Below are 23,180 nucleotides of genomic sequence, written 5' to 3'. Positions count from 1 at the left end.
CCTCAGCGCCCGGCCACCAACCTGAAAAAGTCGGGCGGCCCCATCTGGCCGCCCTTCAGCACCATCTCGATCCCGTCGAGCCGGGGATCGTCGCTATGGGCAAGGCAGAGCGGCGCGCCCGGGACCAGGGCTGCGCGATGCGACAGCCCCCAGATGTCGAGCATGCGCACGGCGAGCGTCGAGGTATCGCCGCCGGCCACCACCAAACGCGCGATCGCGGCCTCCGCCACGATGGCGCGCAAGAGTTCACCCGTCGCACTGGCGACGCTCGCCGTATCGCCCGGCGCGCCGGCGGGCCGATCGGTTACCAGCATGACATCGCCTTCCCCCAGCAACCGCCGCGCCTCGTCGCGCAGCGCCGCCGCATGGCCGGGCTCCCCGAGCAGGCGCGCGGGATCGACGGCGATCCGGGCATAGTTCGAAGCGGCCTCGACCTGCGCCCGCGTCACCGGCGAGAGGCTGCCGACAAGGGCGAGCACCGGCCCGCCCGCTTTCGGCGTCGCCGCAGCGGCCCTCGCCTCCCCAATGCGACCGAGCAACGACGTCCCCGCCAGCGCCTGCGCGACCGAGCTCGGTCCGACGACGAGCATGGGAGCAAGCGCCGCACGGGCGGCGATCGCCCGGCCAGCCACGGCGATATCCTCGACGCGCGCAATGTCGAAGAGCACCGGGCCGGTGCTATCAGCGAGACGCACCGCAAGGCCACCAGGATCGCCATAGCTGCGATAATCGACCAGCCCGACCGCGCCGAGCCCCTGCGCCGCGAGATGCAGGCGCAGATCGGCCTCGCCCATCGGCGTCGCCGGATGGACGCTCATCGTCGGATGGCGGTCGATCCGGTGCACGGTGCCGCCGGTGCCCGCGGCGGCGAAGAGGTTGCCGAACAGGCAGTAGCGCCCGAGATTGGGCTGGCCGCCGATGATCGGCAGGAGGCTGTTGGAAAAATGTGGCTGCAGTGCCCGTACAGCCGCGCCGATACTGCCGAGATGCGGCGCGCTGTCGAAGGTCGAGCAGCATTTGTAATGAAGCAGCGCGATTCCGAGCCCGGCGAAGAAGCGCCCGGCCGGATCGAGTTCGGCCGCCATCGCCTCGGGCGCCATCGCCCGCGTCGCGCCGGCGATTCCGAGCGCGTCGAGATCGCCGGCTCGGCCGAGCTGCTCCCGCGTCGGAATGCGCAGGAAGAGCAGCGCCTTCTGCCCGCCCTCGGCCAGCACCGCGAGCGTATCGGTCGAGCCGGTGAAATCGTCGCCATACCAGGCGTAGCGAGGCAGCGTTCCGGCCATGACAGCTCAGCCCGCCGCCGCGCCGAAAAAGTCGAGCGCCTGCTTCAGTTCCGGGTGCCGCTGCGCCGCCTCCGCGACCGGCACCCCGCCGGCCACCGCTTCCCAGGCCTGGCGGATGCTGGCGACGCCGGCCGCCGGCCCGCCGGGATGGGCGAGAATGCCGCCGCCCGCCATGAACAACAGGTCGGCATGGCCGATCGCATCGAAGGTCGGCTGGGCCGTCCCGGCCCATTGCCCCGAGGAGAAGGCCGGCATGACCCGGTCATCGGCACCCTCGGTCAGCGGCGTCACGCAATCCCGCGCCGAGGAGACGACCTCCTCGTCCTCCTGCGCGAATTTCCCCTGCACGCCATGGACATGCATGTGGTCGACGCCGGCGAGGCGCCAGAGCGTCTGATAGGCTTGGAAGGAGATGCCGAGCAGCGGATGGCGCGAGATCGCGCCATAGCCGTTGCGGTGCCCGTGCAAAGCGAGATCGGTCGAGCGCCGCAGGGTTTCGATGGCGGAGAAGCCACACCAGTTCAGGCTCGCCATCACGCAGGAACCGCCCTCGCGCGCCACGAGGTCGGCATGGCGGCGCATCGCATCGGTCTCGTCGGTGATGTTGAAGGCGATCATCACCGCCTTGCCGGTCCTGTCCTGATGGCGCCTGACGGCGGCCATCACCGCCGGCACGCGCTGCGCCAGCGGCGCATGTACCGGATCGGCGCAGATCTCGTCATCCTTGATGAAATCGAGCCCCGCCGCGCAGAGCCCCGCGACCAGCTCGGCCGTCTCATATGCGCTCAAGCCGACATTGGGCTTGATGATCGAGCCGACCAACGGCCCGCTGGCGACCCCGGCGAGCCGGCGCGTTCCGGCGATGCCCTGCGTCGGCATGGCAAAGCGTCGGCGGAAGGACCAGGGCAGCGTGATCGTGTCGAGCCTGAGACCCGTGACCTCGCCAAGATCGTAGAGATTGCCGGCGACGATCGAGGCCAGCGTCGCAAGATTGGCGCCGACATTGTCGACTGGAAAGGAGATGGTGACGCGCGCCCGCCGCCACGGCCCCTCGACGCCCTTGCGCGCCAGCCAGGCATTGGGAAGGCTCGGCTCGTCCACCGTTTCGAGAACCGCGACATTGGTGACCACGGCCCGCGCCCGCTCGCGCAATGCTTCGGTCTCGCCGGCAACGCGGGTGAAGGTGCCGCAGGACTGCTCGCCCGCCATCACCTCCGCGACCTTGCGCGGGTCGAGCGGCGTCTCGATCAGGTAAGAGGCTTCGAAGCGGTCGTTAGTCATCTGGGGGATCCGGGCTCACACGATTACCGCGTCATTCCGGCCGCAGCGGAGCGGAGCGCCGGAATCCATCGAAAGGCACTGCACCCTACGATGGATTCCGGAGCAGCGCCGCTTTCGCGGCTTGTCCGGAATGACGGTTTTCCTTCCACAGGGAACGGTCCCTAAACTTACAGTTTGCTCAGATCCGGAAAGGGCCGCACCGGGTCCTTGCCGTCCCAGTTGTCCGCGGCTTCGCGGATCAGGCGGAACATCTCGCCCTTGGGGCCGGCGACCTCGGAGAGCTCGATCACCGTGCCGGGATGGTAGTGGGTATCGAAATAGACGAAGCGGCCGCGTTCGCCGACCTCGCCCGACATCACCGGCTTAAAGCCCTCGGCGAGCAGCCGCTCCAGATCGGCATCATAGTCCGAGGTCCAGTAGGCGACATGCTGCAGGCCGGTATGGCCGGCATCGGTGAAGTCCTTGTACATGGACGGCACGGCGTTGCGGCACTGGATCAGCTCGATCTGCAGCGGCCCGGAATTGGCCAGCGCCACCGAATTGTGCGGCTCGTATTCCTCGCCCCTGTACCGGTAGTTCCTGATCGGAACCTTCGGATTGTAGAAGAACGGGCCGACGCCGAGCACCCGACTCCAGTAATCCATCGCCGCCTCGATATCGGGGACGACATAGCCGGCCTGGCGGATCTGGCCGAAGAAGCGGCTCATGGCTTTGGTCTTTCGCTTTCGAGAGGGGAATCAGAGGAAGCCGATGGAGATCCACGGCACGGCCGCGACGATGACGAGGCCGACAAGCAGGGCGAGCACATAGCCCCAGATGTATTTCAGCCCCTCGTCGGGATTGATCTTCGAGATCGCGCAGGCGCCGTAATAGCCGACGCCGAAGGGCGGCGCGAAAAGGCCGATGCCCATCGCGAAGATCACAACTATCGCGTAATGCACCTCGTGCACGCCGATCTGCTTGGCGATCGGGAAGAGAAGCGGTCCGAACAGCACAATCGCCGGGATGCCTTCGAGCACGCTGCCGAGGATGACGAAGGCGACGATCGAGATCGCGAGGAAGCCCCAGCTGCCGCCGGGCACCGCCGCCATGACCTTGGCGAGGTCCTGCGAGAAGCCCGACTGCGTCAGCCCCCAGGCCATCGCTGTCGCGCAGCCGATGATGAAGATGATCGCGCCGGTCAGCGACGCCGTGTCGACCAGCATGCCTTTCAGCCGACGCCAGTCGAACTGGCGGTAGATCAGGATGCCGGCCAGCACGGCATAGGCGATGCCGATAGTCGAGACCTCGGTCGCGGTGGCAACGCCCTCGACGACGGCGGCCCGGATGACGAAGGGCAGCGCGATGGCGGGCGCCGCGATCAGGCAGAGCCGGCCGATCTCACGCTTCGAATATTTGGTGACGTGGCTGAGGTCCTCACCCCGGTTGCGCCGCCAGACGACGAAGCAGAGCGCGATGCCGAGCACGACCGCCGGCAGCATGCCGCCGGTGAACAGGGCCGCGATCGAGACGCCGGTGACCGAGCCGATGGTGATCAGGACGATGGAGGGCGGGATCGTCTCGGTCTGCGCGCCGGTTGCTGAGAGCAGCGCGACGAGGTCGCCCGGCTTGGCGCCGCGCTTCTGCATCTCCGGGAAGAGCACCGGCGCGATCGCCGCCATGTCGGCGATCTTCGAGCCGGAGATGCCCGAGACCAGATACATCGCGCCGACTAGCACATAGGAGAGTCCACCCCGGACATGGCCGAGCAGCGAGGCGAGGAACTGGATCATGGCGCGGGCCATGCCGGTCATCTCGATCAGCGCACCGAGGAAGATAAAGAGCGGCACGGCGAGCAGGATCAGATGGCTCATGCCCTCGTCGAGCCGGCCGACCATGACGATCATCGGCGTCGAAGTTGTCAGCGAGAGATAGCCGAAGGTGGCGAGCGCGAAGGAGAACGCGATCGGCACGCCGGCGAAGACGTTCGCCGCGACGATGCCGACGAAGAAAATCAGGAGGTTGAGCTTGCCGAGCGGCTTCAGCGCCGGGCCTGCGACATAGAACAGCGCGACCAACGCCACGGTTATCCCGGCTGCCAGCACGACGGTTTTCCAGGAACCGAAGCGCAGCAGCCGGCAGAAGGCGGCGAACAGCATCAAGACGATGCCGATCGGCAGCGCCGCAGCACGCCAGCTATTGGCGATCTCCAGCGCCGGCGTAACGATGAAGCGCTCCTCCTCGGCATAGTCGAGCGCATCCGGCAGGATCATCACCAGGAAGGCGATGGCGGCGGTGATCGCGAGCGCCTCGAGCAGGAGGCGCGTCTGCGGCCCGACGCGGGAAACGAGGCCGGTCATCCGCATATGCTCGCCGCGCCGGAGCGCGACGACCGCACCGAGCATGGAGAGCCACAGGAACAGGATCGAGGCGAGCTCGTCCGACCAGACCAGCGGGGCGTGGAAGGCATAGCGGGCGGTGACCCCGGCACCGAGGATGACGATCTCGGTGAGGACGAGCACCGCTGCGATCGCCTCGACCATCGCTCCGACGGCTCGGTCGAGGCGGTCGGCGAGACGTCCGAGCCCGGTCGCAGGCACGGCCTGCGTCGGCATCAAGGCGATGTGCCCGGCCATGGCGAATTCCTTCTTAGCTATTCCTGGTCGTCCCGGGGATCACGGGGAGGCCCGGGACGACCTTGATCCGGTGGGTCGGCTCGCTCAAGCGAGCTTGCCGACCGCGCCTTCGAGCAGACCCCAGGCCTCGGCGCCGAAGCGCTCCTGCCATTCCTTGTAGAACCCGCCTTCGCGCAGCTTCGCCCGGAAGCTGTCCGGGTTGGTCTTGTTGAAGGAAAGCCCCTTTGACTGCAGATCGGCCTGCACGGTCTCGTTCAGGCTCTTGATGTCGCCGCGCTGGGCGACGCCGGCATCATTGATCGCGGAGGCGACGACCTTCTGGATATCCGGCGGCAGGCCGCGCCAGGCGCGCCCGTTGGCGATGAACCAGAAACCGTCCCAGATATGGTTCGAGATCGCGCAATGCTTCTGCACCTCGAACAGCTTGGCGACCTGGATGATCGGCAGTGGATTCTCCTGCGCATCGACGACCCTGGTCTGCAGCGCCGAATAGACCTCCGAGAACTGCAGGCTGGCCGGCGCGGCGCCGAGTGCCTTGAACATCGAGATCGAGAGCGGCGAGACCGGAACGCGGATCTTCAGCGAGGCCATGTCGGCGGCCTGCTCGATCGGCTTGCCCGAGGTCGTCATCTGGCGGAAGCCGTTGTCCCACATCTTCTCGAAGGCGTAGAGGTTGACCTTCTCGATCGCGGCGCGGACATGCGCGCCGACCGGCCCGTCCATCGCCTTCCAGACCTGGTCGTAATCGGCGAAGGCGAAGCCGACTGCATTGATCGCCGCGACCGGCACCAAGGTCGCGATCACCAGCGCCGACGGCGTGAAGAAGGTGATGCCGCCATTGCGGACCTGGCTCAGCATGTCGGTGTCGCCGCCGAGCTGGTTGTTCGGGAAGATCTTGATTTCGACCCGGCCGTTGGTCTCCTTGGCGACGCGCTCCGCCGCCTGCTGGGCGCGGATGTTGAGCGGATGGCTGAGCGGCAGGTTGTTGCCGTATTTCAGCTCGATCTCGGCGGCCCGCGCGATCATCGGCATGCCGATCAGCGAAGCAGCGGGAACGGCGGCGAGGCTCTGCAACGCAGCGCGACGGGTCAGTCCGGTCATGATGTCCTCCCAGATTCGCTTGATGCGATTTGATTGCTCTTGATCGTCTTGCACTCAGGATAGAAATCACGTCTGATGGTCATCAAGCTCATTTTATGATGGTTTTTGATGGAATGAATATCCCGATTTCTACACCGGCGCTGCCTTTGGACGTCAGCACGGAGGTCGCCCCGCGCCGCCGCCAAATGGCCCGGGTCGAAGATGTCGCGAAGCTCGCCGGCGTCTCGACCGCGACCGTCGACCGGGTGCTGAACCAGCGGCCGGGCGTGCGGGCGGCGACGGTGCAGCGCGTGCTCAAGGCGGCCGGAGAGCTCGGCTACGTCATGGAAGGCGCGCTACCGGCGAGCGCGCTGCGGCCGCTCAGGCTCGCCTTCCTGCTGCCGGCCGGCACCAACCGCTTCCTCACCCTGCTCGGCCGCCAGATCGCCGGCGCGCAGGATCAACTCACCTCCTTCAACATGCGGGCCCGGGTCGAGTACATCGAGAGCTTCAAGCCCGAGCTCCTCGCCCAGCATCTGCGCCAGGCGGCGCGCGACGTCGACGGCATCGCCTTCATGGCGCTGGAGCACCCTTCCGTGCGCGAGGCGGTCGACGGCCTGGCCGAGCGCGGCGTGCCGACGGTGACGCTGATCTCCGACATCGCCAACAGCCGCCGCGTCGCCTATGTCGGGCTCGACAACCGCTCGGCCGGCCGCACGGCGGGCTATCTCGTCGCCCGCTTCATCGGCCGCCGCCCCGCCAAGGTCGCGATGATCGCTGGCAGTCTGAGCTACCGCGCCCATGAGGAGCGCGAGATGGGCTTCCTCCACCTGTTCCAGGAACTCTACCCGGCAATCGATGTGGTCGGCCTGCGCGAAGGCCACGACGACGAGGGCCAGAACTACCGGCAGACCAGGACCCTGCTGGCACAGCACCCCGATCTCGCCGGCATCTACAATATCGGCGGCGGCGCCGAGGGCATCGGCCGGGCCCTGAAGGAGACCGGGCGCCAGCACGAGGTCGTCTTCGTCGGGCACGGGCTGACGCCGGATACCCGCGCCCTGCTGATCGACGGCACGATGGACGCCGTGATCACCCAGCACCCGCAGGCGACGCTGATGACCTGCGTCTCGATCTTCGCCAATCTGCGTGCCGGGCGCCCGGCGACCGAGGGCACCAGCCGGCCGAGCACCGAGATCGTGCTCCGCGAGAACCTGCCCTGAGTCTCGATGTGCCGGGCGCCCTTCAGCGCCCGGTCAGGAAATAGCCGGAGAGGAGATAAGCGACGGCCGAGATCGCGCCCGCGGCCGGCATCGTCACGATCCAGGCGAAGACGATGCCGCGCGCCACGCCCCAGCGCACCGCCGCCATCCGGCGAGCGGCGCCGACGCCGATGATCGCGCCGGTGATGGTGTGCGTGGTCGAGACGGGGATGCCGAGATAGGTCGCCATGAACAGGGTGATCGCCCCGCCGGTCTCGGCGCAGAAACCCTGCTGCGGCGTCAGCCGGGTGATCTTCGAGCCCATGGTGTGGACGATCCGCCAGCCGCCGCAGAGCGTGCCGAGCGCCATCGCCGCCTGGCAGGAGATCACCACCCAGAACGGCACCGAGAAGCTGTCGCCCATCAGACCATGCGAGAACAAGAGCACGGCGATGATGCCCATGGTCTTCTGCGCGTCATTGGCACCGTGGCCGAGGGAATAGAGCGAGGCGGAGACGAATTGCAGCGAGCGGAAGGTGCTGTCCGCCTTGATCGGCGCCACTTTGAGGAAGCTCCAGGAGACGAACAGCACGAGCAGCAGCGCCAGCGCGAAGCCGATCGCCGGCGACATGAAGATCGCGACGAAGGTCTTGCCCAGCCCCCACCAGACGATCGAGGAGAAGCCCGCCTTCGCGAGCCCGGCACCGACCAGCCCGCCGATCAGCGCATGCGAGGAGCTCGACGGGATGCCGGCGATCCAGGTCACCACGTTCCAGGCGATAGCGCCGCTGAGCGCTCCGAAGATCACGCGGTCGTCGACGATCGCCGCCTGGATGATGCCCGAGCCGACCGTCTGCGCGACGTGCAGGCCGAAGAACAGGAAGGCGATGAAATTGAAGAAGGCGGCCCAGAAAACCGCCCAGCGCGGCGGCAGGACCCGCGTCGAGACGATGGTCGCGATCGAATTCGCGGCGTCGTGCAGGCCGTTCAGGAAGTCGAACAGCAGGGCGACGGCGATCAGGAAGATCAGGGAGGTGGCGACAGCGGAAAGGTCCACGGCGCACGCCGCCTAGAGATGTTCGAGCACGATGCGGCTGACCCGCTTGGCGACGTCCTCCAGCCGGTCGACCACTTTTTCGAGATGGTCGTAGACCTCGGCGCCGACGATGAAGCCCATCGCTTCGCCGCCGCGATGCGCCCTGAACAGCGCCTTCAGCCCCTGGCCGTGAAGCACATCGGAACGTTCCTCGATCGCGCCGATCTCCTTGGCCAGCGCCCCGATCACGACGGCGTTCTTCTTGATGTCCCGCAGCATCGGCAGGAGCCGCGCGACGCGTTCCGACGCCTGCACCACCACCACGCCGAGCTCGGCCATATCGGGCTCGAAACGCTCGACCTCGTAGAGCGCGATCGCCCTGGCGGTCTTGCGCATCTGGTCGATCGCGTCGTCCATCGAGCCAATCAGCTCCTCGATGTCGCCGCGATCGAACGGGGTGATGAAACTCCGGCCAGTCTCATGCATGACCTCCCCGGCGATCTCGTCGGCCAGGTGCTCCTGCTTGAAGATCTCGGCGCAGCCGGTCTCGATCGAGATGCGCCCGGAAAGCAGGGAATCCAGCGCCCTGGCGCCCGCGACCAGCGTGACCGCATGCGCCTCGAACAGATCGAAGAATTTGGGCTCTTTCGGGAGCAGCTTCTGGAACCAGCCGAGCACCGCGCACCTCGTCGTGATCGCACGGCCTGCCGCGCCGCCTTCGTCGCGGCAGGATACGAGCCGAATTCCCGCCAGCTTGTGTGACAGTTTCGTGACCGCTGCAACCACATCCTGCGCCGCTGCACAGATGCTTTCACCCTGCCGTCTTGCGGGAGCGAAGGGAGTACCTCGCCGGAGCAATGCGCGCCGCGGCCAAAGCGCCTTCCCTTGCATCATCTTGAATTGGCAAGCGCTGCGCGCAGGCGCATAGCTATCGCGGCTGGCGGGGCCTTGAGCGGAGGACTGGCCATGCACGCGATCGTCAGAACCTATTCCGGCAAGGGCGCCAAGGAGCTTTTCGACCTGCTCGAGAAGCGCAAGGCCGACGTCGAGAAGCTGATGCGGACGGCACCGGGCTTCTCGAACTACGCGCTGATCCGCACCCCCGATGGCGGGGTTTCCGTCACGGTCTGCAAGGACAAGGCCGGCACCGATGAAAGCCTGAAAATGGCGAAGGCGTGGATCAAGGAGCACGCCGGCAATACCGGCGTCGGCGCTCCCACCATCCTGGAAGGCGCCGTTCTCCTGCATGTGAAGTGACAGGCACGACATGAGCGAAGGGCCGCCGACCGCGGCCCTTCCCCCGGCCCGGCGGCTGCACGGCCGATCTATGCCTGCCGATTGCCCGGCTATATGACGGTGCGATGAGCCGCCGCGCCCTTTGTCTCTGGCTTGTCCTTTCCGCATTCGGCTGGCTCGCCGCCGGCCCGGCGCAGGCACGTCGCGTCCAGGTCGTCACCTCGTTCCCGCCTTCCTTCTTCGAGCCTTTCCGCGTTGCCTTCCGCGCCCGTCACCCGGACATCGCCGTCGAGATCGTGCAGCGCAAGACGACCGCCGCACTCGCCGACATCCACGCTCAGAAGCGGCCGGAGGCCGATCTGTTCTGGGCTTCGGCACCCGATGCCTTCGAGCTGCTGAAGCAGGCCGGACTGCTGGCGCCTCTGCAGGCGCGCGCCACCGGCGCCCCGGAGAGCATCGCCGGCTATCCGGTCAACGACCCCGCCGGCCGCTATCTCGGCTTCGCCATTTCCGGATACGGGCTGGTCTACAACCCCGGCTATCTCTCGGCGCGCAATCTGCCCGTACCGCGCAACTGGTCCGACCTCTCCGCTCCCGCCTATGCCGGCCATATCGGCCTGACCTCGCCGGCCCGCTCCGGTACCACCCATCTGATGGTCGAGGCGCTGCTGCAATCGCTCGGCTGGGAGCGCGGCTGGGCGCTCTGGTCGGCGATCGGCGGCAATCTCGCGACACTGACCGCGCGCAGCTTCGGCGTCACCACCGGCGTCGCGCGCGGCCGCTTCGGCATCGGCATCTCCATCGATTTCCTGACGGATTCCGGCACCGGCGAAGCCGAAACCAACCGTTTCGTATTGCCGGAGGAGACGCTGTTCGCGCCGGCCAGCATCGCGCGGCTCGCGACATCGCCCAATCCCAAAGAGGCCGAGCTCTTCGTCGACTTCGTGCTGTCTCCCGAAGGCCAAAGGCTGCTGCGCGAGCCGCGGATCGGCCGCCTCGCGGTCTCGCCGGCCGCCTATGGCCCTGACGAGACGCCGCCGCATCTCTCGGAAACAGCCGGTCTGTTCAGCAAGACTCGTTTCGACGCCGGCCTCTCCGCCAGCCGCTACGAACTCGTCAACATCATCTTCGACGAATGGATCACCTTCCGGCGCGCCGAGCATGCCCGGCTCTGGCGCAGCCTCCAGGCCATGGAAGCGGCGCTCCTTCGCCATCCCGACGAGCAGGCGGCGCAGTTTCTGACGCAGGCCCGCGCCGCCCTCACCCGTCCGCCGATCACCGCCGCGCAGCTGGAGCAGCCCGAGCGCTTCCGCAACCTCGTCCGCGTCCCGCGCGGCGTTGCCCCGCCCGAAGCGCAGGCGAAGCTCGAGACCGAGATCCGCGCCGCGATCGCCGCCCATGCCGCGGAGGCCGCCGACGCCCTGCGGCGGGCGACCGAACGGCTCGTCAGCCTGGGCTGGGCCGGGGCCGAGGATGGCCTTGCGGGAGCGAGGCCGTGAGACGCCTCTGGCCCGGCCGGCGTTTCGGCATCGGCGGCCGCCTGATCGCCGCCTTCCTCGGCGTCGGCCTCTTCGCCGTCGGCGCCGGCATCGTCGGCGTCATCTCCTATGAGCGGCTGAGCAAGGAGCTCGCGGCCATCGCCAGCGACCACCTTCCCGGCCTCGCCTCGGCAGCAAGGCTGGCCGAGGCCAGCGCGCGCGTGATCTCGGCGATGCCGGAGCTCGCCAATGCCGAGCGGCGCGACGTCTATGAGCGCAGCCGGCGCGCCGTCGGCGAGCGCCTGGACGAGCTCGACCGCGTCCTCTCCGAACGCAAGCAGGGCGGTTTCGACGTGCCGGCGTTGACTTCGGTCGCGACCGCGATCCGCGGCAATCTCGCGGCAATCGATGCCGTCTCGGAACGCCGTTTCCCGCTGGGCGAGCGCAACCGCGCCCTCGGCGAGGAATTGCGCTGGCTCCAGGCCGATCTGCTCGACGAGATCGAGCCGCTGACCGACGATGCCCGCTTCAACATCGAGACCGCGCTCGGACAGGCGAACACGGTCGCGACGCAAACCAGCCGCCCGAACGCCATCCGCGAGGAGACCCGCAAGAGCGAGGCGCTGATGACGCTGAACGCCCAGGCGAACCTGATCGTCGGGCTGTTCGGCCGCTTGGGCGCGGTGCGGACCCGCGAGGACATGGAGCAGACCGGCCATGTCATCGGCGAAGCGGTCGACCAGCTCGAGGTCGAGGCCAAGGCCCTCGCCGGCTGGCCCGACACCATCACCGTCCGCCAGATCACCCAGCGCCTGATCGGCCTCGCCGACACGACGACCGGGCTGCCTGCGATCAAGCGCGCCGAGCTTTCGGCGCTGGCCGACGCGCAGCGCCTGATCTTCGAGAGCCGGCGCCTCGTCACCGAGCTCGGCACGCTGGTCTCGCAGGAAGTCCAGCGCACCGAGGCCGTGGCCAAGGCCGCCGCCGAGCGCTCGGCGCAGGCGATCCTGCTCGGGCGCAACCTGCTGCTGGCGATCGCCGCCGCCTCGCTGCTCGGGGCGCTGCTGATCGGCTGGTTCTATGTCCGGCGCCATCTCGTGGCGCGGCTGCGGGTCCTCACCGAGGCCGCGACCAGCATCGCCAGTGGCCAGTCCTCCGCCGTTCTGCCCAAGGCCGGCAATGACGAGCTCGGCGATCTCGCCCGCGCCCTCGCCGTCTTCCGCCAGACGCGCGACGACCTGATCCAGGCCGCCAAGCTCGCGGCCCTCGGCCAGATGGCCGCGGGGCTCAGCCACGAGCTCAACCAGCCGCTCGCCGCAATCCGCTCCCATGCCCATAACGGCGCGCTGCTGCTCGAGCGCGACCGTCCGGAAGATGCCCGCCAGGCCCTCGCCCGGATCCAGGCCCTGACGACCCGCGCCGCCGAGCTGATCGCCCATCTCAGGCGCTTCGCCCGCAAGCCCGGCATCGTGCTCGCCCCGGTCGAGGTCGGCGAGGTCTTCGAAACCGCCCTGTCCCTGTTCGAGCCGCGCCTCGCGGCAGAAGGCGTGACGCTGAAGCGCGAGCTGCTGAGCAACCGGCTCTATGTCCACGCCGAGGAGATCCGGCTCGAGCAGGTGCTGGTCAACCTCATCGCCAACGCGCTCGACGCCGTCGCCGGCCGGGCGGGCGCGACGCTGACGGTCGGCGCGCGACGACGTGGCCGCAGCGTCGGGCTCTGGGTCGAGGACAACGGTCCCGGCATCGACCGCCCACATGTCGAGCGGATCTTCGATCCCTTCTTCACGACCAAGCCCGTCGGCTCGGGGCTCGGCCTCGGTCTTTCCCTGTCCTACAACATCATCAAGGACCTGGGCGGCACCCTTGCCGTGGCGGAAACCGGCCCCACGGGCACGCGCTTCCTGATCACGCTCGAGGGCACGACCACCCATGTCATGGCCCCATTGGATGCGAACGCATGAGCGCCCCGAAGGTTATCCTCGTCGATGACGACGCCGAGGTCCTCGAAGCCTGGCGGCTGACGCTAGAGCTCGACGGTTTCGAGGTCGCAGCCAGGCGCTCCGGCGATGCCGCGCTCGCCCTGCTCAACCGCGACAGCGCCGCCGTCATCGTCAGCGATGTCCGCATGCCCGGCCGCGACGGCTTCGGCCTGCTGTCGGCGGTGACCGCGATCGACTCGGAAATCCCGGTCGTGCTGATCACCGGTCATGCCGATATCCCGATGGCGGTGAAGGCGATCCGCGACGGCGCCTGGGATTTCGTCGAGAAGCCGGCCGATCCCGTGCTGCTGATCGAGACGGTGAGGCGCGCCAGCGAGTATCGCCGGCTGATCATCGAGAACCGGGCGCTGCGTGCCGGCGTCGCGCCGGAAGACCCCTGGGCCGCGCGCCTGGTCGGCAATTCGCCGGCCATCGCCAAGCTGCGCGGGCGGCTCACACTCCTCGCCGACGCCGACACCGACGTCCTGCTCTTCGGCGAGACCGGCACCGGCAAGGAGGTCGCGGCGCGTGCTTTGCACGATCTCGGCCAGCGCCGTGCCGGCCGCTTCGTCGCCGTGAACTGCGGCGCCATCCCCGAGACCATGATCGAGAGCGAGCTTTTCGGCCACGAGGCCGGCGCCTTCACCGGCGCGCGCGAGCGCCGGATCGGCAAGATCGAGCATGCCAGCGGCGGCACGCTCTTCCTCGACGAGATCGAATCCATGCCGATGGCGGCGCAGGTCCGCCTGCTGCGCGCACTACAGGAGCGCCGCATCGAGCGGCTCGGCTCCAATCGCGAGATCGCCGTCGACATCCGCATCGTCGCCGCCACCAAGGCAGACCTCGCCGCCCTCGCCAAGACCGGCGGCTTCCGCGCGGATCTGGTCTACCGGCTCAATGTCGTGACCTTGCGCCTGCCGCCGCTGCGCGACCGGCGTGAGGACATCCCGATGCTGTTCCGGCACTTCCTGGCGCTGGCCGCCGCCCGCGTCGGCCGTTCCGCGCCACCGCTCGGGCGCGATCTCCTGCAGCGCCTGTCGCGGCAGGACTGGCCCGGCAATGTCCGCGAACTGCGCAATGCCGCCGAACGCAGCCTGCTCGGCATGGACGAGGATTTCGAGGACCTCGATACCGCCGCCACCGCAAGCGGCGTCGAGCGGACGCTCGAGGAAGAGGTCGCTCTCGCCGAGGCGGAAGCAATCGGGGCCGCGCTGAAGCGCCATGGCGGGCGCATCGGCGTCACCGCCGGAGCGCTCGGCATCACCCGCAAGACGCTCTACCTCAAGATGCGGCGCTATGGCCTCGGCGGCTCCGCCGCGCTCGCCGACTGAGCGGCCAGGCTGCCGCGCTCATGTTACCGCGCTGACCCATCGCCCACGCCGGCAGGTTACCGGAGCGACCCCGTTATCGGGCCCGCCCGGTAACCTCCCGCCGGATTCCTGAATGGTTTCAAAGGCAGCGGCGGTTGGCATCGCAGTTGCTGTCCAGGATGCATCGGCCTCGAGGTCGAACTGAAGAAATTGTCCTGGAGGAAACCATGCTCAATCGCAGAGCCGCACTGGCGGCCACCCTCGGTCTTTCGCTGAGCGCCTCGTTCGCGACCATCGCCATCGCCCAGGCGCCCGCAGGCAAGGTCACCGTCGTCACCTCCTTCTCCAAGGACGTCACCGACCCCATCAAGAAGGCCTTCGAGAAGGCGGTTCCCGGCGTCACCCTCGAGGTCCAGAACCGCAACACCAATGCCGGTGTGAAATATGTCGAGGAGACCAAGGCCAACAACCAGGTCGACCTGTTCTGGGCCTCGGCGCCGGACGCCTTCGAGGTGCTGAAGGGCAAGAAGCTGCTCACCGCCTACAAGCCCAAGGCCACCGGCATCCCCGAGAAGATCGGCTCATATCCGATCAACGACCCGCAGGGCTTCTATTTCGGCTTCGCGGCCTCGGGCTACGGCATCATGTGGAATGACCGCTACGCCAAGGCCAACAAGCTGCCCGAGCCGAAGGACTGGCAGGACCTCGCCAAGCCGGTCTTCTACGACCATGTCTCGATCGCCTCGCCCGCCCGCTCGGGCACCACGCATCTGACGATCGAAACCATCCTCCAGGGCGAAGGCTGGGAGAATGGCTGGCGCACCATCAAGAACATGGCCGGCAATTTCCGCTCGATCACCGAGCGTTCCTTCGGCGTGCCGGAGGCGGTCAATTCCGGGCAGGTCGGCGTCGGCATCGTCATCGACTTCTTCGCCCTCTCGGCGCAGGCCTCGGGCTTCCCGGTCAAGTTCGTCTATCCGAGCGTGACCACCGTCGTCCCGGCCAATGTCGGCATCGTCGCCAACCCGCCGAACAAGGCGGCCGCCGAGGCCTTCATCGAGTTCCTGCTCTCCCCGACCGGCCAGGAAGTGCTGCTCGAGCCCGGCATCCGTCGCCTGCCGGTCAATCCGGCTGTCTACGCCAAGGCCGGCGCCGACTATCCCAACCCCTTCACCGATCCGCGTTTCCAGAAGATGATCGGCTTCGACGTCGACAAGTCGGAGGCCCGCACCGCCGTGGTCGACACGCTGTTCGACCAGCTGATCTCCTTCCAGCTCGATGCGCTGAAGGGCGTCACCAAGACGCTGCACGAGGTCGATGCCGCACTCGCCAAGAAGCCAAACCCGCAGGCCAAGGCGCTTGCCGACGAGGCCCGCGCCCTGATCGCCGCGCTCCCCGTGACGCAGATCCAGGCCTCGAGCCCCGAGCTGCGCGCCGCCTTCACCGGCGGCAAGGAAAAGGGCGCGCGCCAGGCCGAGGTCGAGGCGCAATGGGCGAGCTTCGCCCGCGAGAACTACGCCAAGGCCAAGGTCAAGGCGGAAGAAGCGCTCAAGGCCGCCAAGTAAGGCCCTCGAACCGCAACGTCACCCCGGACCCGCGGCAGAGCCGCACGGGTCCGGGGTCCAACCCGGCGCCGCAAGCAGCGCTGGCTCCCGGCTGGCCCGCGCGGCTGCGGCCCGGGTGACGCTGCGCCCTTTTGTCGACGATCAGGATCACCATGACCGCAATCCCGACCTCGGCTCCCCGCGCCCGACGCCTGGCGGCAACACCCGGCCAGATCGCGCTCGCGCTCGCCATCGCCGCCTTTCTGCTGATGTTCCTGGTACTGCCGGTGGCGACGGTGATCTACGTCGCCTTCACCGAGAAGGGCACCTCGAACTTCACACTGGTGAACTTCTACGACTTCTTCCGCACCGAGCTGTTCATGCGCTCGTTGTGGAACTCCTTCTACGTCTCGGCGATGTCGGTGGTCTGGGCTTCGGTCTTCGCCCTGCCGCTGGCTTACCTGACCACGCGCTTCGTCTTCCGCGGCGCCGCCATCGTCCAGACCCTCGGCTTCCTGCCGCTGATCATGCCGCCCTTCGTCGGCGCGGTCGCGATGCAGCTCTTCTTCGGCCGCAACGGCTCGATCAACCTGCTGCTCGACGACTGGTTCGGCTTCAAGATCGATTTCATGGAAGGGCTGAACGGCGTCATCTTCGTCCAGTCGGTCCACTATTTTCCGTTCATCCTGATCAACCTCTCGGCGGCCCTGCGCAATATCGACCGCGCCATGGAAGAGGCCGCGCAGAACCTCGGTTCCTCGGGTTTCCGGCTCTTCCGGCGCATCGTCTTCCCGCTTGCCATGCCCGGCTATCTCGCCGGCGCCTCGCTGGTCTTCGTCAAGGTCTTCGACGACCTCGCGACCCCGCTCCTGCTCAACGTCAAGGACATGCTGGCGCCGCAGGCCTATTTACGCGTCACCTCGATCGGCATCGCCGACCCGATGGGCTATGTCATCTCGGTCGTGCTGATCGTCGCCTCGGTCACCGCCATGTGGCTTTCGGCGCGGGCGCTGAAGGGGCGCGACTACGCCACCACCCAGCGCGGCGGCGGCGGTCTCGCCAAGCGCGAGATGACGCGCTGGGAGGCCGTGTTCGGCTATGGCACCGTCTTCCTGATCCTGGCGCTGGTGCTGGCTCCGCATATGGGCCTGCTGCTGCTCTCCTTCGCCACGATCTGGTCGTACTCGCCCCTGCCCGACGCCTTCACCATCGCCCATTACGGCCGCGTCTTCGGCGAGAGCTCGATCTACATCAAGAACACGCTGATCTATGCCACACTCGCCGGCGGCATCGACATCGTGCTCGGCGTCGCCATCGCCTATCTCGTCCTGCGCACCAAGCTCGTCGGGCGCGAATGGCTGGACTGGATGGCCACGGCCGCGCTCGCCATCCCCGGCGTCGTGCTCGGCATCGGCTATCTCAGGACCTTCTACGGCGTGACCCTGCCTGACGGCACGCCGCTGGCGTCGCTCTGGATCACCATCGTGCTGGCGCTCGCCATAAGGCGCCTGCCCTATGCGCTGCGCGCCTGCTATGCGGCGCTCCAGCAGATCTCGGTCTCCCTCGAGGAAGCTGCGGAGAATCTCGGGGCGACCAAGTCGCGCACCGTGCGCCGCATCGTCGTGCCGCTGATGGCCGGCGGCATCCTCGCCGGCTTCGTCACCTCGTTCTCGACCGCCGCGGTCGAGCTTTCGGCGACGCTGATGCTGGTGCAATCGAACTCCGACGCGCCGCTCGCCTACGGACTCTATGTCTTCATGCAATCGGCCGCCGGCCGGGGGCCCGGCGCCGCGCTCGGCGTCGTCGCGGTCCTCCTCGTCGCCGCCTGCACCTTCATCTCGCATCTCATCATCGAACGCAGCCAGAAGGCCAAGGGAATGGGCCACTGACCATGAACGCAAACGTCTCACTGACCACGCCGGCCGTCTCCGTCGACATCGAAGGCGTCAATCTGTCCTACGGCACCAATCATGTGCTGAAGGATGTCAGCCTCGCGATCCAGCCGGGCGAGTTCTTCGCCTTCCTGGGCCCCTCAGGCTGCGGCAAGACCACGTTGCTGCGCCTGATCGCCGGGTTCAACCAGGCCGATACCGGCCATGTCCGGATCGGCGGCAAGGAGATCACCGACCTGCCGCCCTGGAAGCGCGATGTCGGCATGGTCTTCCAGTCCTATGCACTCTGGCCGCATATGACGGTTCGCCGCAACGTCGCCTTCGGGCTCGAGGAGCGCGGCGTGAAGCGCGCCGAGGTCGAGCGCCGCGTCGAGGCCGCGCTCGGGCTGGTCGGGCTCGCCCATCTCGCCGACCGGCGGCCTTCCCAGCTCTCCGGCGGCCAGCAGCAGCGCGTCGCCGTCGCCCGCACCGTCGCGGTCGAGCCCAAAGTGCTGCTGCTCGACGAGCCGCTCTCCAATCTCGACGCCAAGATGCGCGTGCAGGTCCGCCGCGAGCTGCGCGACCTGCAGCAGCGCCTCGGGCTGACGACGATCTTCGTCACTCACGACCAGGAGGAGGCCAACACGATCTGCGACCGCATCGCCGTGATGAGCGACGGCGTGGTCCAGCAGGTCGGCACGCCGATGGAGCTCTATGAGCGTCCCGCGAACCTGTTCGTCGCCAACTTCCTGGGAACGGCGAACATCCTGGAAGGCAAGGTCACCGGCGCCGGCGCGGCGCGTAGCTTCGCGATAGAGGGCGGCTTTTCGCTGCCGATCCCGGCCGATCGCAAAATGCCGGAAGGCGCCCGGCTGGTCTTCCGTCCGCAGCACGCCAACCTGCTGGCCGCGGGTGCTGCCGCCCCCGGGCTGATCGCCCTGCCCTGCCGGATCGTCCATCGCGAATTCCTCGGGGCGAGCGTCCGCTACGGCGCCCGGATCGGCAATGCGGAGGTCTCCGTCGACCTGCCTTTCCAGTCCGGCGCGGACCTCCACGAGATTGGCAGCGACGCGACTTTGACCCTGCCGCGGCACGCTTTGATGTGGCTTGCCGGCTGATGGTCTTTGCCGCATGACTGGATTGTGACGGTTTTGTGTCACATAGTACCGACAAGGCTTCCTCGAGTGGAGCTTCGTCGAAAGGGAGTGAAGACGCCTTGTTCAACCTGAAATCCGCTTGCTTCGCCACGGTCGCGCCGCTGGCCCTCGCCCTCGCGACCGTCGTCGCCGCCCCCGCCCAGGCGCAGGATTCCTGCCCGAACCGCGGCCAGCTCGACACCAATTACTGCGATGCGAACAATGATCTCGTCGCCGACGTCCCGACCGATGCCTCCAAGCTGAAGGACCCCTCGGCGCTGGTCTGGGCCTATACGCCGGTCGAGGACCCCGCGGTCTATGCCAACATCTTCAAGCCGCTGACCGACCATCTCGCGACCTGCACCGGCAAGCGCATCGTCTATTACCCCGTCCAGTCCAACTCGGCCGAGATCGAGGCTATGCGGTCCGGGCGCCTGCATTTCGCCGGCTTCTCGACCGGTCCGACGGGCTTTGCCGTCAATCTCGCCGGCGCGATCCCCTTCGCCGCCAAGGGCTCCGAGGCCGGCGTGCGCGGCTACAACCTCGTCGCCGTCGTCAAGAAGGACAGCCCCTACCAGAAGCTCTCCGACCTCAAGGGCAAGAAGGTCGCCCACACCTCGCCCTCATCCAACTCGGGCAATCTCGCCCCGCGCGTGCTCTTCCCCGAGCATGGGCTCGAAGCCGAGAAGGACTACAAGCCGCTGATGTCCGGCGGGCACGACAAGTCGATCCTCGGCGTCGTCTCGGGCGACTACGACATGGGCGCCGTCGCCGGTGACGTCTATGAGCGGATGATCGTGCGCGGCACGATCAAGAAGGACGACACGCGCGAGATCTACCGCAGCGCCGTGTTCCCGACCTCCTCCTTCGCTTATGCGCACGATCTGAAGCCCGAGCTCGCCAAGAAGCTGACCGACTGCTTCTTCTCCTTCCGCTTCACTCCGGAGATGACCAAGGAGTTCAACGGCGACGACCGCTTCCTGCCGATCACCTACCAGAAGGACTGGGCGATCGTGCGCGACGTCGCCGAGAAGTCGGGCACGCCCTACAATAAGTCCGCCTACGACGCCGAGTCGAAGCGCGAGGCCGATGCCGCTGCCAAGAAGAAGGCGCAGCCCGCGCCGGCCAAGGCTCCCTGATCGGAAAGCAGCCGCATCTCATGAGCGTCCTGCCAAACGAAGCGTCCGGCACTTGCCGGACGCTGATCATCCGCAATCTCGTCAAGGAATACCGGGCCGGCCAGCCCGTCCTGCGTGATATCTCCCTCACCATCGACGAGCCCGGTACCGTCGCCATCATCGGCCCGTCCGGCACCGGCAAGTCGACACTGATCCGCTGCATCAACCGGCTGGTCGACCCGACCTCGGGCTCGATCATGCTCGACGGCGTCGATCTGGCGAAGCTCCAGGGCGATGCGCTGCGCCAGGCGCGGCGCCGCCTCGGCATGGTCTTCCAGGAGTACAATCTCGTCGAGCGGCTGACCGTGATCGAGAACGTGCTCTGCGGCCGGCTCGGCTACGTCCCGGTCTGGCGCAGCTGGACCCGGCGTTTCCCGGAGGCCGACATCGCCCGCGCCTTCGCTTTGCTCGAATCCGTCGGGCTCGGCGATTTCGCGACGCGCCGGGCCGACCAGCTCTCCGGCGGCCAGCGCCAGCGCGTCGGCATCGCCCGCGCCGTGATGCAGGAACCGGATCTCGTCCTCGCCGACGAGCCGACCTCCTCGCTCGATCCGAAAACCTCGGTCGAGATCATGGAGCTGCTCGCCGAGGTCGGCCGCGAGCGCTCGATCCCGGTCCTGGTCAACATCCACAATGTCGCGCTGGCGAAGCGTTTCGCCCGGCGCATCATCGGCATGTCGAAGGGCCTGATCGTCTATGACGGTCCGCCGGAGGGCCTGCAGGATTCCCATCTCGCCGAGATCTATGGCGGCGAAGGCTGGATGGAATGAGCGCGCTTCCCGCCACCGGCAGCCTGCGCAGCCGCGCCTTTCCGCCGAACTGGCCCTTGCGCATCGGCGCCCTGCTGTTCCTGGCCTATGTCGCCTATGCCGCGCAGATCCTGGACATTCGCTGGGAGCGTTTCGTCCAGGGCCTCGACAACGGTGCCCGTTTCCTTGGCCGGATGTTCCCGCCCAACACCGCAGCCGACAAGATGCAGCTGCTCTTGGACGGCATGCTGGAATCGCTGCAGATCGCGATCATCGCGACCGGCGCCGGCGTTCTCCTCGCTTTGCCGCTCGGCCTGTTTGCCGCCCGCAACCTGATGCCGCTGCCGGTAACGGTGGCGGCGCGGGGGGTGATCGCGCTCTGCCGCACCTTCCATCCGGTCATCGTCGCGATCCTGTTCGTCAAGGCGGTCGGCTTCGGTGCGCTCGCCGGCATCCTCGCGCTGATCGTCGCGACGCTCGGCTTCATTGCCAAGCTGATCGCGGAGGCGATCGAGGAAATGTCGATGAAGCCGATCGAGGCGCTGCGCGCCGCCGGCGCGCCGTTCCTCTCGGTCGTGGTGATGGGCGTGGTGCCGCAGGTCCTGCCGCGCTTCATCGGCTTTGCCGCCTATCAGCTCGATTCCAATCTCAGGAACTCGGCGCTGGTCGGTCTGGTCGGCGGCGGCGGCATCGGTGCGACCCTGTTCACCGCCTTCCAGCGCTTCGACTATGACTTCGTGCTGACCATCATCATCGCGATCATCGCGGCCGTGATGGCGGGCGAGGTGCTCTCGGCCTTCATGCGCCGAATCTACCAGGACGAGGCGCCGACGGGCGAGGTCAAGCGCGGCCCCTCCGGCATGGTCTGGCACCGCTTCACCACCACGGAGCGGACGCTGCGGCTCGCCTTCTGGGGCATCGCCGCTTTGGCGCTCGGCTGGTCGTTCCAGACCATCGAGATCATCCCGGAGTTCCTCTACGACGCGCCCCAGCAGACGGTCGACCTGTTCGCCCGGATGTGGCCGATCGACTGGAGCTACTATGCCAGCACGGTGCAGACGGCCTTGGTCGAGACGCTGCACACCGCCACGCTTGGAACCATCCTGGCGATCCTTCTGGCGACGCCGGTCGCGCTGATGTGCGCCAGGAACGTCTCCTCTTCGGTCTGGGTCAACACGCTCGGCCGCTTCATCCTGGTCGCGACCCGTTCGGTCCACACCCTGGTCTGGGCCCTGCTCTTCGTCGCGGTCTTCGGTCCCGGCGCGCTCGCCGGCGTGATGGCGGTCGCCGTCCACTCGATCGGCTTCACCGGGAAATTCCTGGCCGAGGCGATCGAGGAGGCCAAGCCCGGCCCGATCGAGGCGCTGCGCGCCGCCGGGGCACCCCGCCGCGCCGTGCTGCTCAAGGGCTTCTGGCCGCAGGTGAAGCCGGCCTTCCTGGCCGTCAGCCTGTTCCGCTGGGACATCAATGTCCGCGAGAGCGCCGTGCTCGGCCTGGTCGGCGCCGGCGGCCTCGGCGTCGCGCTCCAGGCGGCGATGGACAATCTCTACTGGGACCAGGTCGGCCTCGTCCTCGTGGTGATCTTCGCCGTCGTCGTCGCGACCGAGCTCGTCACCTCGGTGATCCGCGCCCGCGTCATCTGACCCCGGGCTCGTCATCGGCCACGATATCGCCGCGCCCGGGCTTCGCGTCCGGGCCGGCATCGCGCCAGGGCGCGAACCCGGCTATTGCTGGGCGCGGGCGGACGCAGGCGAAGGCCGCCGCGCCGGAGGACAGGCCGTTGCCCGCCACGCGTTTTGTCCTGTCTCTGGCTGCGCTGCTCGCTCTTTGCGCCAGCGCCAGCGCCATGGCTGCGCTGCCGAGATTTCCAAAGGGACAGGACTATGGCCGGGCTCGCAAGGCGCTGCTGGCCCAGGGCTGGGCACCACTGCACCTTCCGGGCGCCGATCAGTGCCGACCGGGCGACAGGCGCTGCGCCGGCCGGCCGGAAATGTTCGCCTGCGCCGGCACGGGCGTGGCGCCCTGCCTCTTTCTCTGGCGCCGCGGCGCCGTGACGATCGAAGTCGCGACCTATGGCGAGGAGCGTGCAAGGGTCAGCCGCATCGCCTGCCGTGCGGGCTGAGACTGAGACGGACACAGGGGTGCCAGAAACGAAACGTCCTCCCGGGCCCGGCCCGGGAGGACGGAAGATGTCGGTGCGAA

At 67.8% G+C, this 23,180-nt stretch carries 19 protein-coding genes; 12 read left to right on the top strand and 7 right to left on the bottom strand.

The genetic code is table 11. The annotated features are described in order from the left end of the window. Positions 1–2: 2 nt before the first annotated feature. From ACWGRX_RS22800 to ACWGRX_RS22780, 5 genes are all read right to left on the bottom strand, one after another. A complete protein-coding gene (locus ACWGRX_RS22800; protein WP_452119434.1) occupies positions 3–1,283 on the bottom strand; it encodes a four-carbon acid sugar kinase family protein in 1,281 nt (426 codons plus the stop codon). 6 nt (positions 1,284–1,289) lie between these two features. Next, positions 1,290–2,564, bottom strand: a complete 1,275-nt coding sequence (locus ACWGRX_RS22795) for a ribulose-bisphosphate carboxylase large subunit family protein (protein ID WP_452119433.1) — start codon at positions 2,562–2,564, stop codon at positions 1,290–1,292. Between the two features lie 167 nt (positions 2,565–2,731). After that, positions 2,732–3,271: a VOC family protein gene (locus tag ACWGRX_RS22790; RefSeq protein WP_452119432.1), complete on the bottom strand. Its 540-nt coding sequence runs from the start codon at positions 3,269–3,271 to the stop codon at positions 2,732–2,734. A gap of 30 nt (positions 3,272–3,301) precedes the next feature. Then, a complete protein-coding gene (locus tag ACWGRX_RS22785; RefSeq protein WP_452119431.1) occupies positions 3,302–5,179 on the bottom strand; it encodes a TRAP transporter large permease in 1,878 nt (625 codons plus the stop codon). 84 nt (positions 5,180–5,263) lie between these two features. Continuing rightward, a complete protein-coding gene (locus tag ACWGRX_RS22780) occupies positions 5,264–6,280 on the bottom strand; it encodes a TRAP transporter substrate-binding protein (protein WP_452119430.1) in 1,017 nt (338 codons plus the stop codon). A gap of 185 nt (positions 6,281–6,465) precedes the next feature. Here ACWGRX_RS22780 and ACWGRX_RS22775 point away from each other — a divergent pair, with 185 nt between their 5' ends. Further along, positions 6,466–7,482, top strand: a complete 1,017-nt coding sequence (locus tag ACWGRX_RS22775) for a LacI family DNA-binding transcriptional regulator (protein ID WP_452119429.1) — start codon at positions 6,466–6,468, stop codon at positions 7,480–7,482. A gap of 22 nt (positions 7,483–7,504) precedes the next feature. Here the strand turns inward: ACWGRX_RS22775 and ACWGRX_RS22770 are convergent, their stop codons facing one another. Beyond that, positions 7,505–8,518: an inorganic phosphate transporter gene (locus ACWGRX_RS22770; RefSeq protein WP_452119428.1), complete on the bottom strand. Its 1,014-nt coding sequence runs from the start codon at positions 8,516–8,518 to the stop codon at positions 7,505–7,507. A gap of 12 nt (positions 8,519–8,530) precedes the next feature. Then, positions 8,531–9,175: a DUF47 domain-containing protein gene (locus tag ACWGRX_RS22765; protein WP_452119427.1), complete on the bottom strand. Its 645-nt coding sequence runs from the start codon at positions 9,173–9,175 to the stop codon at positions 8,531–8,533. A gap of 288 nt (positions 9,176–9,463) precedes the next feature. Here ACWGRX_RS22765 and ACWGRX_RS22760 point away from each other — a divergent pair, with 288 nt between their 5' ends. The 11 genes from ACWGRX_RS22760 to ACWGRX_RS22710 all read left to right on the top strand — a co-directional run bounded on the left by ACWGRX_RS22760 (position 9,464) and on the right by ACWGRX_RS22710 (position 23,100). Further along, positions 9,464–9,754 carry a hypothetical protein gene (locus ACWGRX_RS22760; protein ID WP_452119426.1) on the top strand — a complete coding sequence of 97 codons (291 nt, stop codon included), beginning with the start codon at positions 9,464–9,466 and terminating at the stop codon, positions 9,752–9,754. A 104-nt stretch (positions 9,755–9,858) separates the two neighbouring features. Next, entirely contained in the window at positions 9,859–11,232 is a 1,374-nt protein-coding gene (locus ACWGRX_RS22755) for an ABC transporter substrate-binding protein (protein ID WP_452119425.1), read from the top strand. Next, entirely contained in the window at positions 11,229–13,172 is a 1,944-nt protein-coding gene (locus ACWGRX_RS22750) for an ATP-binding protein (RefSeq protein ID WP_452119424.1), read from the top strand. The genes ACWGRX_RS22755 and ACWGRX_RS22750 overlap by 4 nt, the downstream gene beginning before the upstream one ends. Continuing rightward, positions 13,169–14,521, top strand: coding sequence for a sigma-54-dependent transcriptional regulator (locus ACWGRX_RS22745; RefSeq protein WP_452119423.1), 1,353 nt, complete (start codon positions 13,169–13,171; stop codon positions 14,519–14,521). The genes ACWGRX_RS22750 and ACWGRX_RS22745 overlap by 4 nt, the downstream gene beginning before the upstream one ends. Before the next feature lie 206 nt (positions 14,522–14,727). Continuing rightward, on the top strand, positions 14,728–16,065 hold the full coding sequence (locus ACWGRX_RS22740; RefSeq protein ID WP_452119422.1) for an ABC transporter substrate-binding protein: 1,338 nt from the start codon (positions 14,728–14,730) through the stop codon (positions 16,063–16,065). Between the two features lie 152 nt (positions 16,066–16,217). Continuing rightward, positions 16,218–17,933: an ABC transporter permease gene (locus tag ACWGRX_RS22735; protein WP_452119421.1), complete on the top strand. Its 1,716-nt coding sequence runs from the start codon at positions 16,218–16,220 to the stop codon at positions 17,931–17,933. Between the two features lie 2 nt (positions 17,934–17,935). Continuing rightward, on the top strand, positions 17,936–19,033 hold the full coding sequence (locus ACWGRX_RS22730; protein ID WP_452119420.1) for an ABC transporter ATP-binding protein: 1,098 nt from the start codon (positions 17,936–17,938) through the stop codon (positions 19,031–19,033). Positions 19,034–19,131: 98 nt separating this feature from the next. Beyond that, complete coding sequence (phnD, locus tag ACWGRX_RS22725) at positions 19,132–20,190, top strand: phosphate/phosphite/phosphonate ABC transporter substrate-binding protein (RefSeq protein ID WP_452119419.1); 1,059 nt, start codon at positions 19,132–19,134, stop codon at positions 20,188–20,190. A 20-nt stretch (positions 20,191–20,210) separates the two neighbouring features. Beyond that, complete coding sequence (gene phnC / locus ACWGRX_RS22720; RefSeq protein WP_452119418.1) at positions 20,211–20,999, top strand: phosphonate ABC transporter ATP-binding protein; 789 nt, start codon at positions 20,211–20,213, stop codon at positions 20,997–20,999. Then, positions 20,996–22,621, top strand: a complete 1,626-nt coding sequence (gene phnE, locus ACWGRX_RS22715; protein ID WP_452119417.1) for a phosphonate ABC transporter, permease protein PhnE — start codon at positions 20,996–20,998, stop codon at positions 22,619–22,621. The genes phnC and phnE overlap by 4 nt, the downstream gene beginning before the upstream one ends. A 137-nt stretch (positions 22,622–22,758) precedes the next feature. Further along, positions 22,759–23,100 carry a hypothetical protein gene (locus tag ACWGRX_RS22710; RefSeq protein ID WP_452119416.1) on the top strand — a complete coding sequence of 114 codons (342 nt, stop codon included), beginning with the start codon at positions 22,759–22,761 and terminating at the stop codon, positions 23,098–23,100. The last annotated feature ends 80 nt before the right edge of the window (positions 23,101–23,180 follow it).

Source organism: Allobosea sp. NPDC055594 (genome assembly GCF_053618995.1).
Note: the sequence above shows the minus strand (reverse complement) of the source record. Positions and strands in the feature narration are given on the sequence as shown.

Excerpts from the sequence above, each read along its gene's own strand:
- ACWGRX_RS22800 (WP_452119434.1), bottom strand. The coding sequence starts at position 1,283 with ATGGCCGGAACGCTGCCTCGCTACGCCTGGTATGGCGACGATTTCACC.
- phnC (WP_452119418.1), top strand. The coding sequence starts at position 20,211 with ATGAGCGTCCTGCCAAACGAAGCGTCCGGCACTTGCCGGACGCTGATC.
- ACWGRX_RS22780 (WP_452119430.1), bottom strand. The coding sequence starts at position 6,280 with ATGACCGGACTGACCCGTCGCGCTGCGTTGCAGAGCCTCGCCGCCGTT.
- ACWGRX_RS22775 (WP_452119429.1), top strand. The coding sequence starts at position 6,466 with ATGGCCCGGGTCGAAGATGTCGCGAAGCTCGCCGGCGTCTCGACCGCG.
- ACWGRX_RS22760 (WP_452119426.1), top strand. The coding sequence starts at position 9,464 with ATGCACGCGATCGTCAGAACCTATTCCGGCAAGGGCGCCAAGGAGCTT.
- ACWGRX_RS22745 (WP_452119423.1), top strand. The coding sequence starts at position 13,169 with ATGAGCGCCCCGAAGGTTATCCTCGTCGATGACGACGCCGAGGTCCTC.
- ACWGRX_RS22785 (WP_452119431.1), bottom strand. The coding sequence starts at position 5,179 with ATGGCCGGGCACATCGCCTTGATGCCGACGCAGGCCGTGCCTGCGACC.
- ACWGRX_RS22740 (WP_452119422.1), top strand. The coding sequence starts at position 14,728 with ATGCTCAATCGCAGAGCCGCACTGGCGGCCACCCTCGGTCTTTCGCTG.
- ACWGRX_RS22790 (WP_452119432.1), bottom strand. The coding sequence starts at position 3,271 with ATGAGCCGCTTCTTCGGCCAGATCCGCCAGGCCGGCTATGTCGTCCCC.
- ACWGRX_RS22795 (WP_452119433.1), bottom strand. The coding sequence starts at position 2,564 with ATGACTAACGACCGCTTCGAAGCCTCTTACCTGATCGAGACGCCGCTC.
- ACWGRX_RS22730 (WP_452119420.1), top strand. The coding sequence starts at position 17,936 with ATGAACGCAAACGTCTCACTGACCACGCCGGCCGTCTCCGTCGACATC.
- phnE (WP_452119417.1), top strand. The coding sequence starts at position 20,996 with ATGAGCGCGCTTCCCGCCACCGGCAGCCTGCGCAGCCGCGCCTTTCCG.
- ACWGRX_RS22735 (WP_452119421.1), top strand. The coding sequence starts at position 16,218 with ATGACCGCAATCCCGACCTCGGCTCCCCGCGCCCGACGCCTGGCGGCA.
- ACWGRX_RS22755 (WP_452119425.1), top strand. The coding sequence starts at position 9,859 with ATGAGCCGCCGCGCCCTTTGTCTCTGGCTTGTCCTTTCCGCATTCGGC.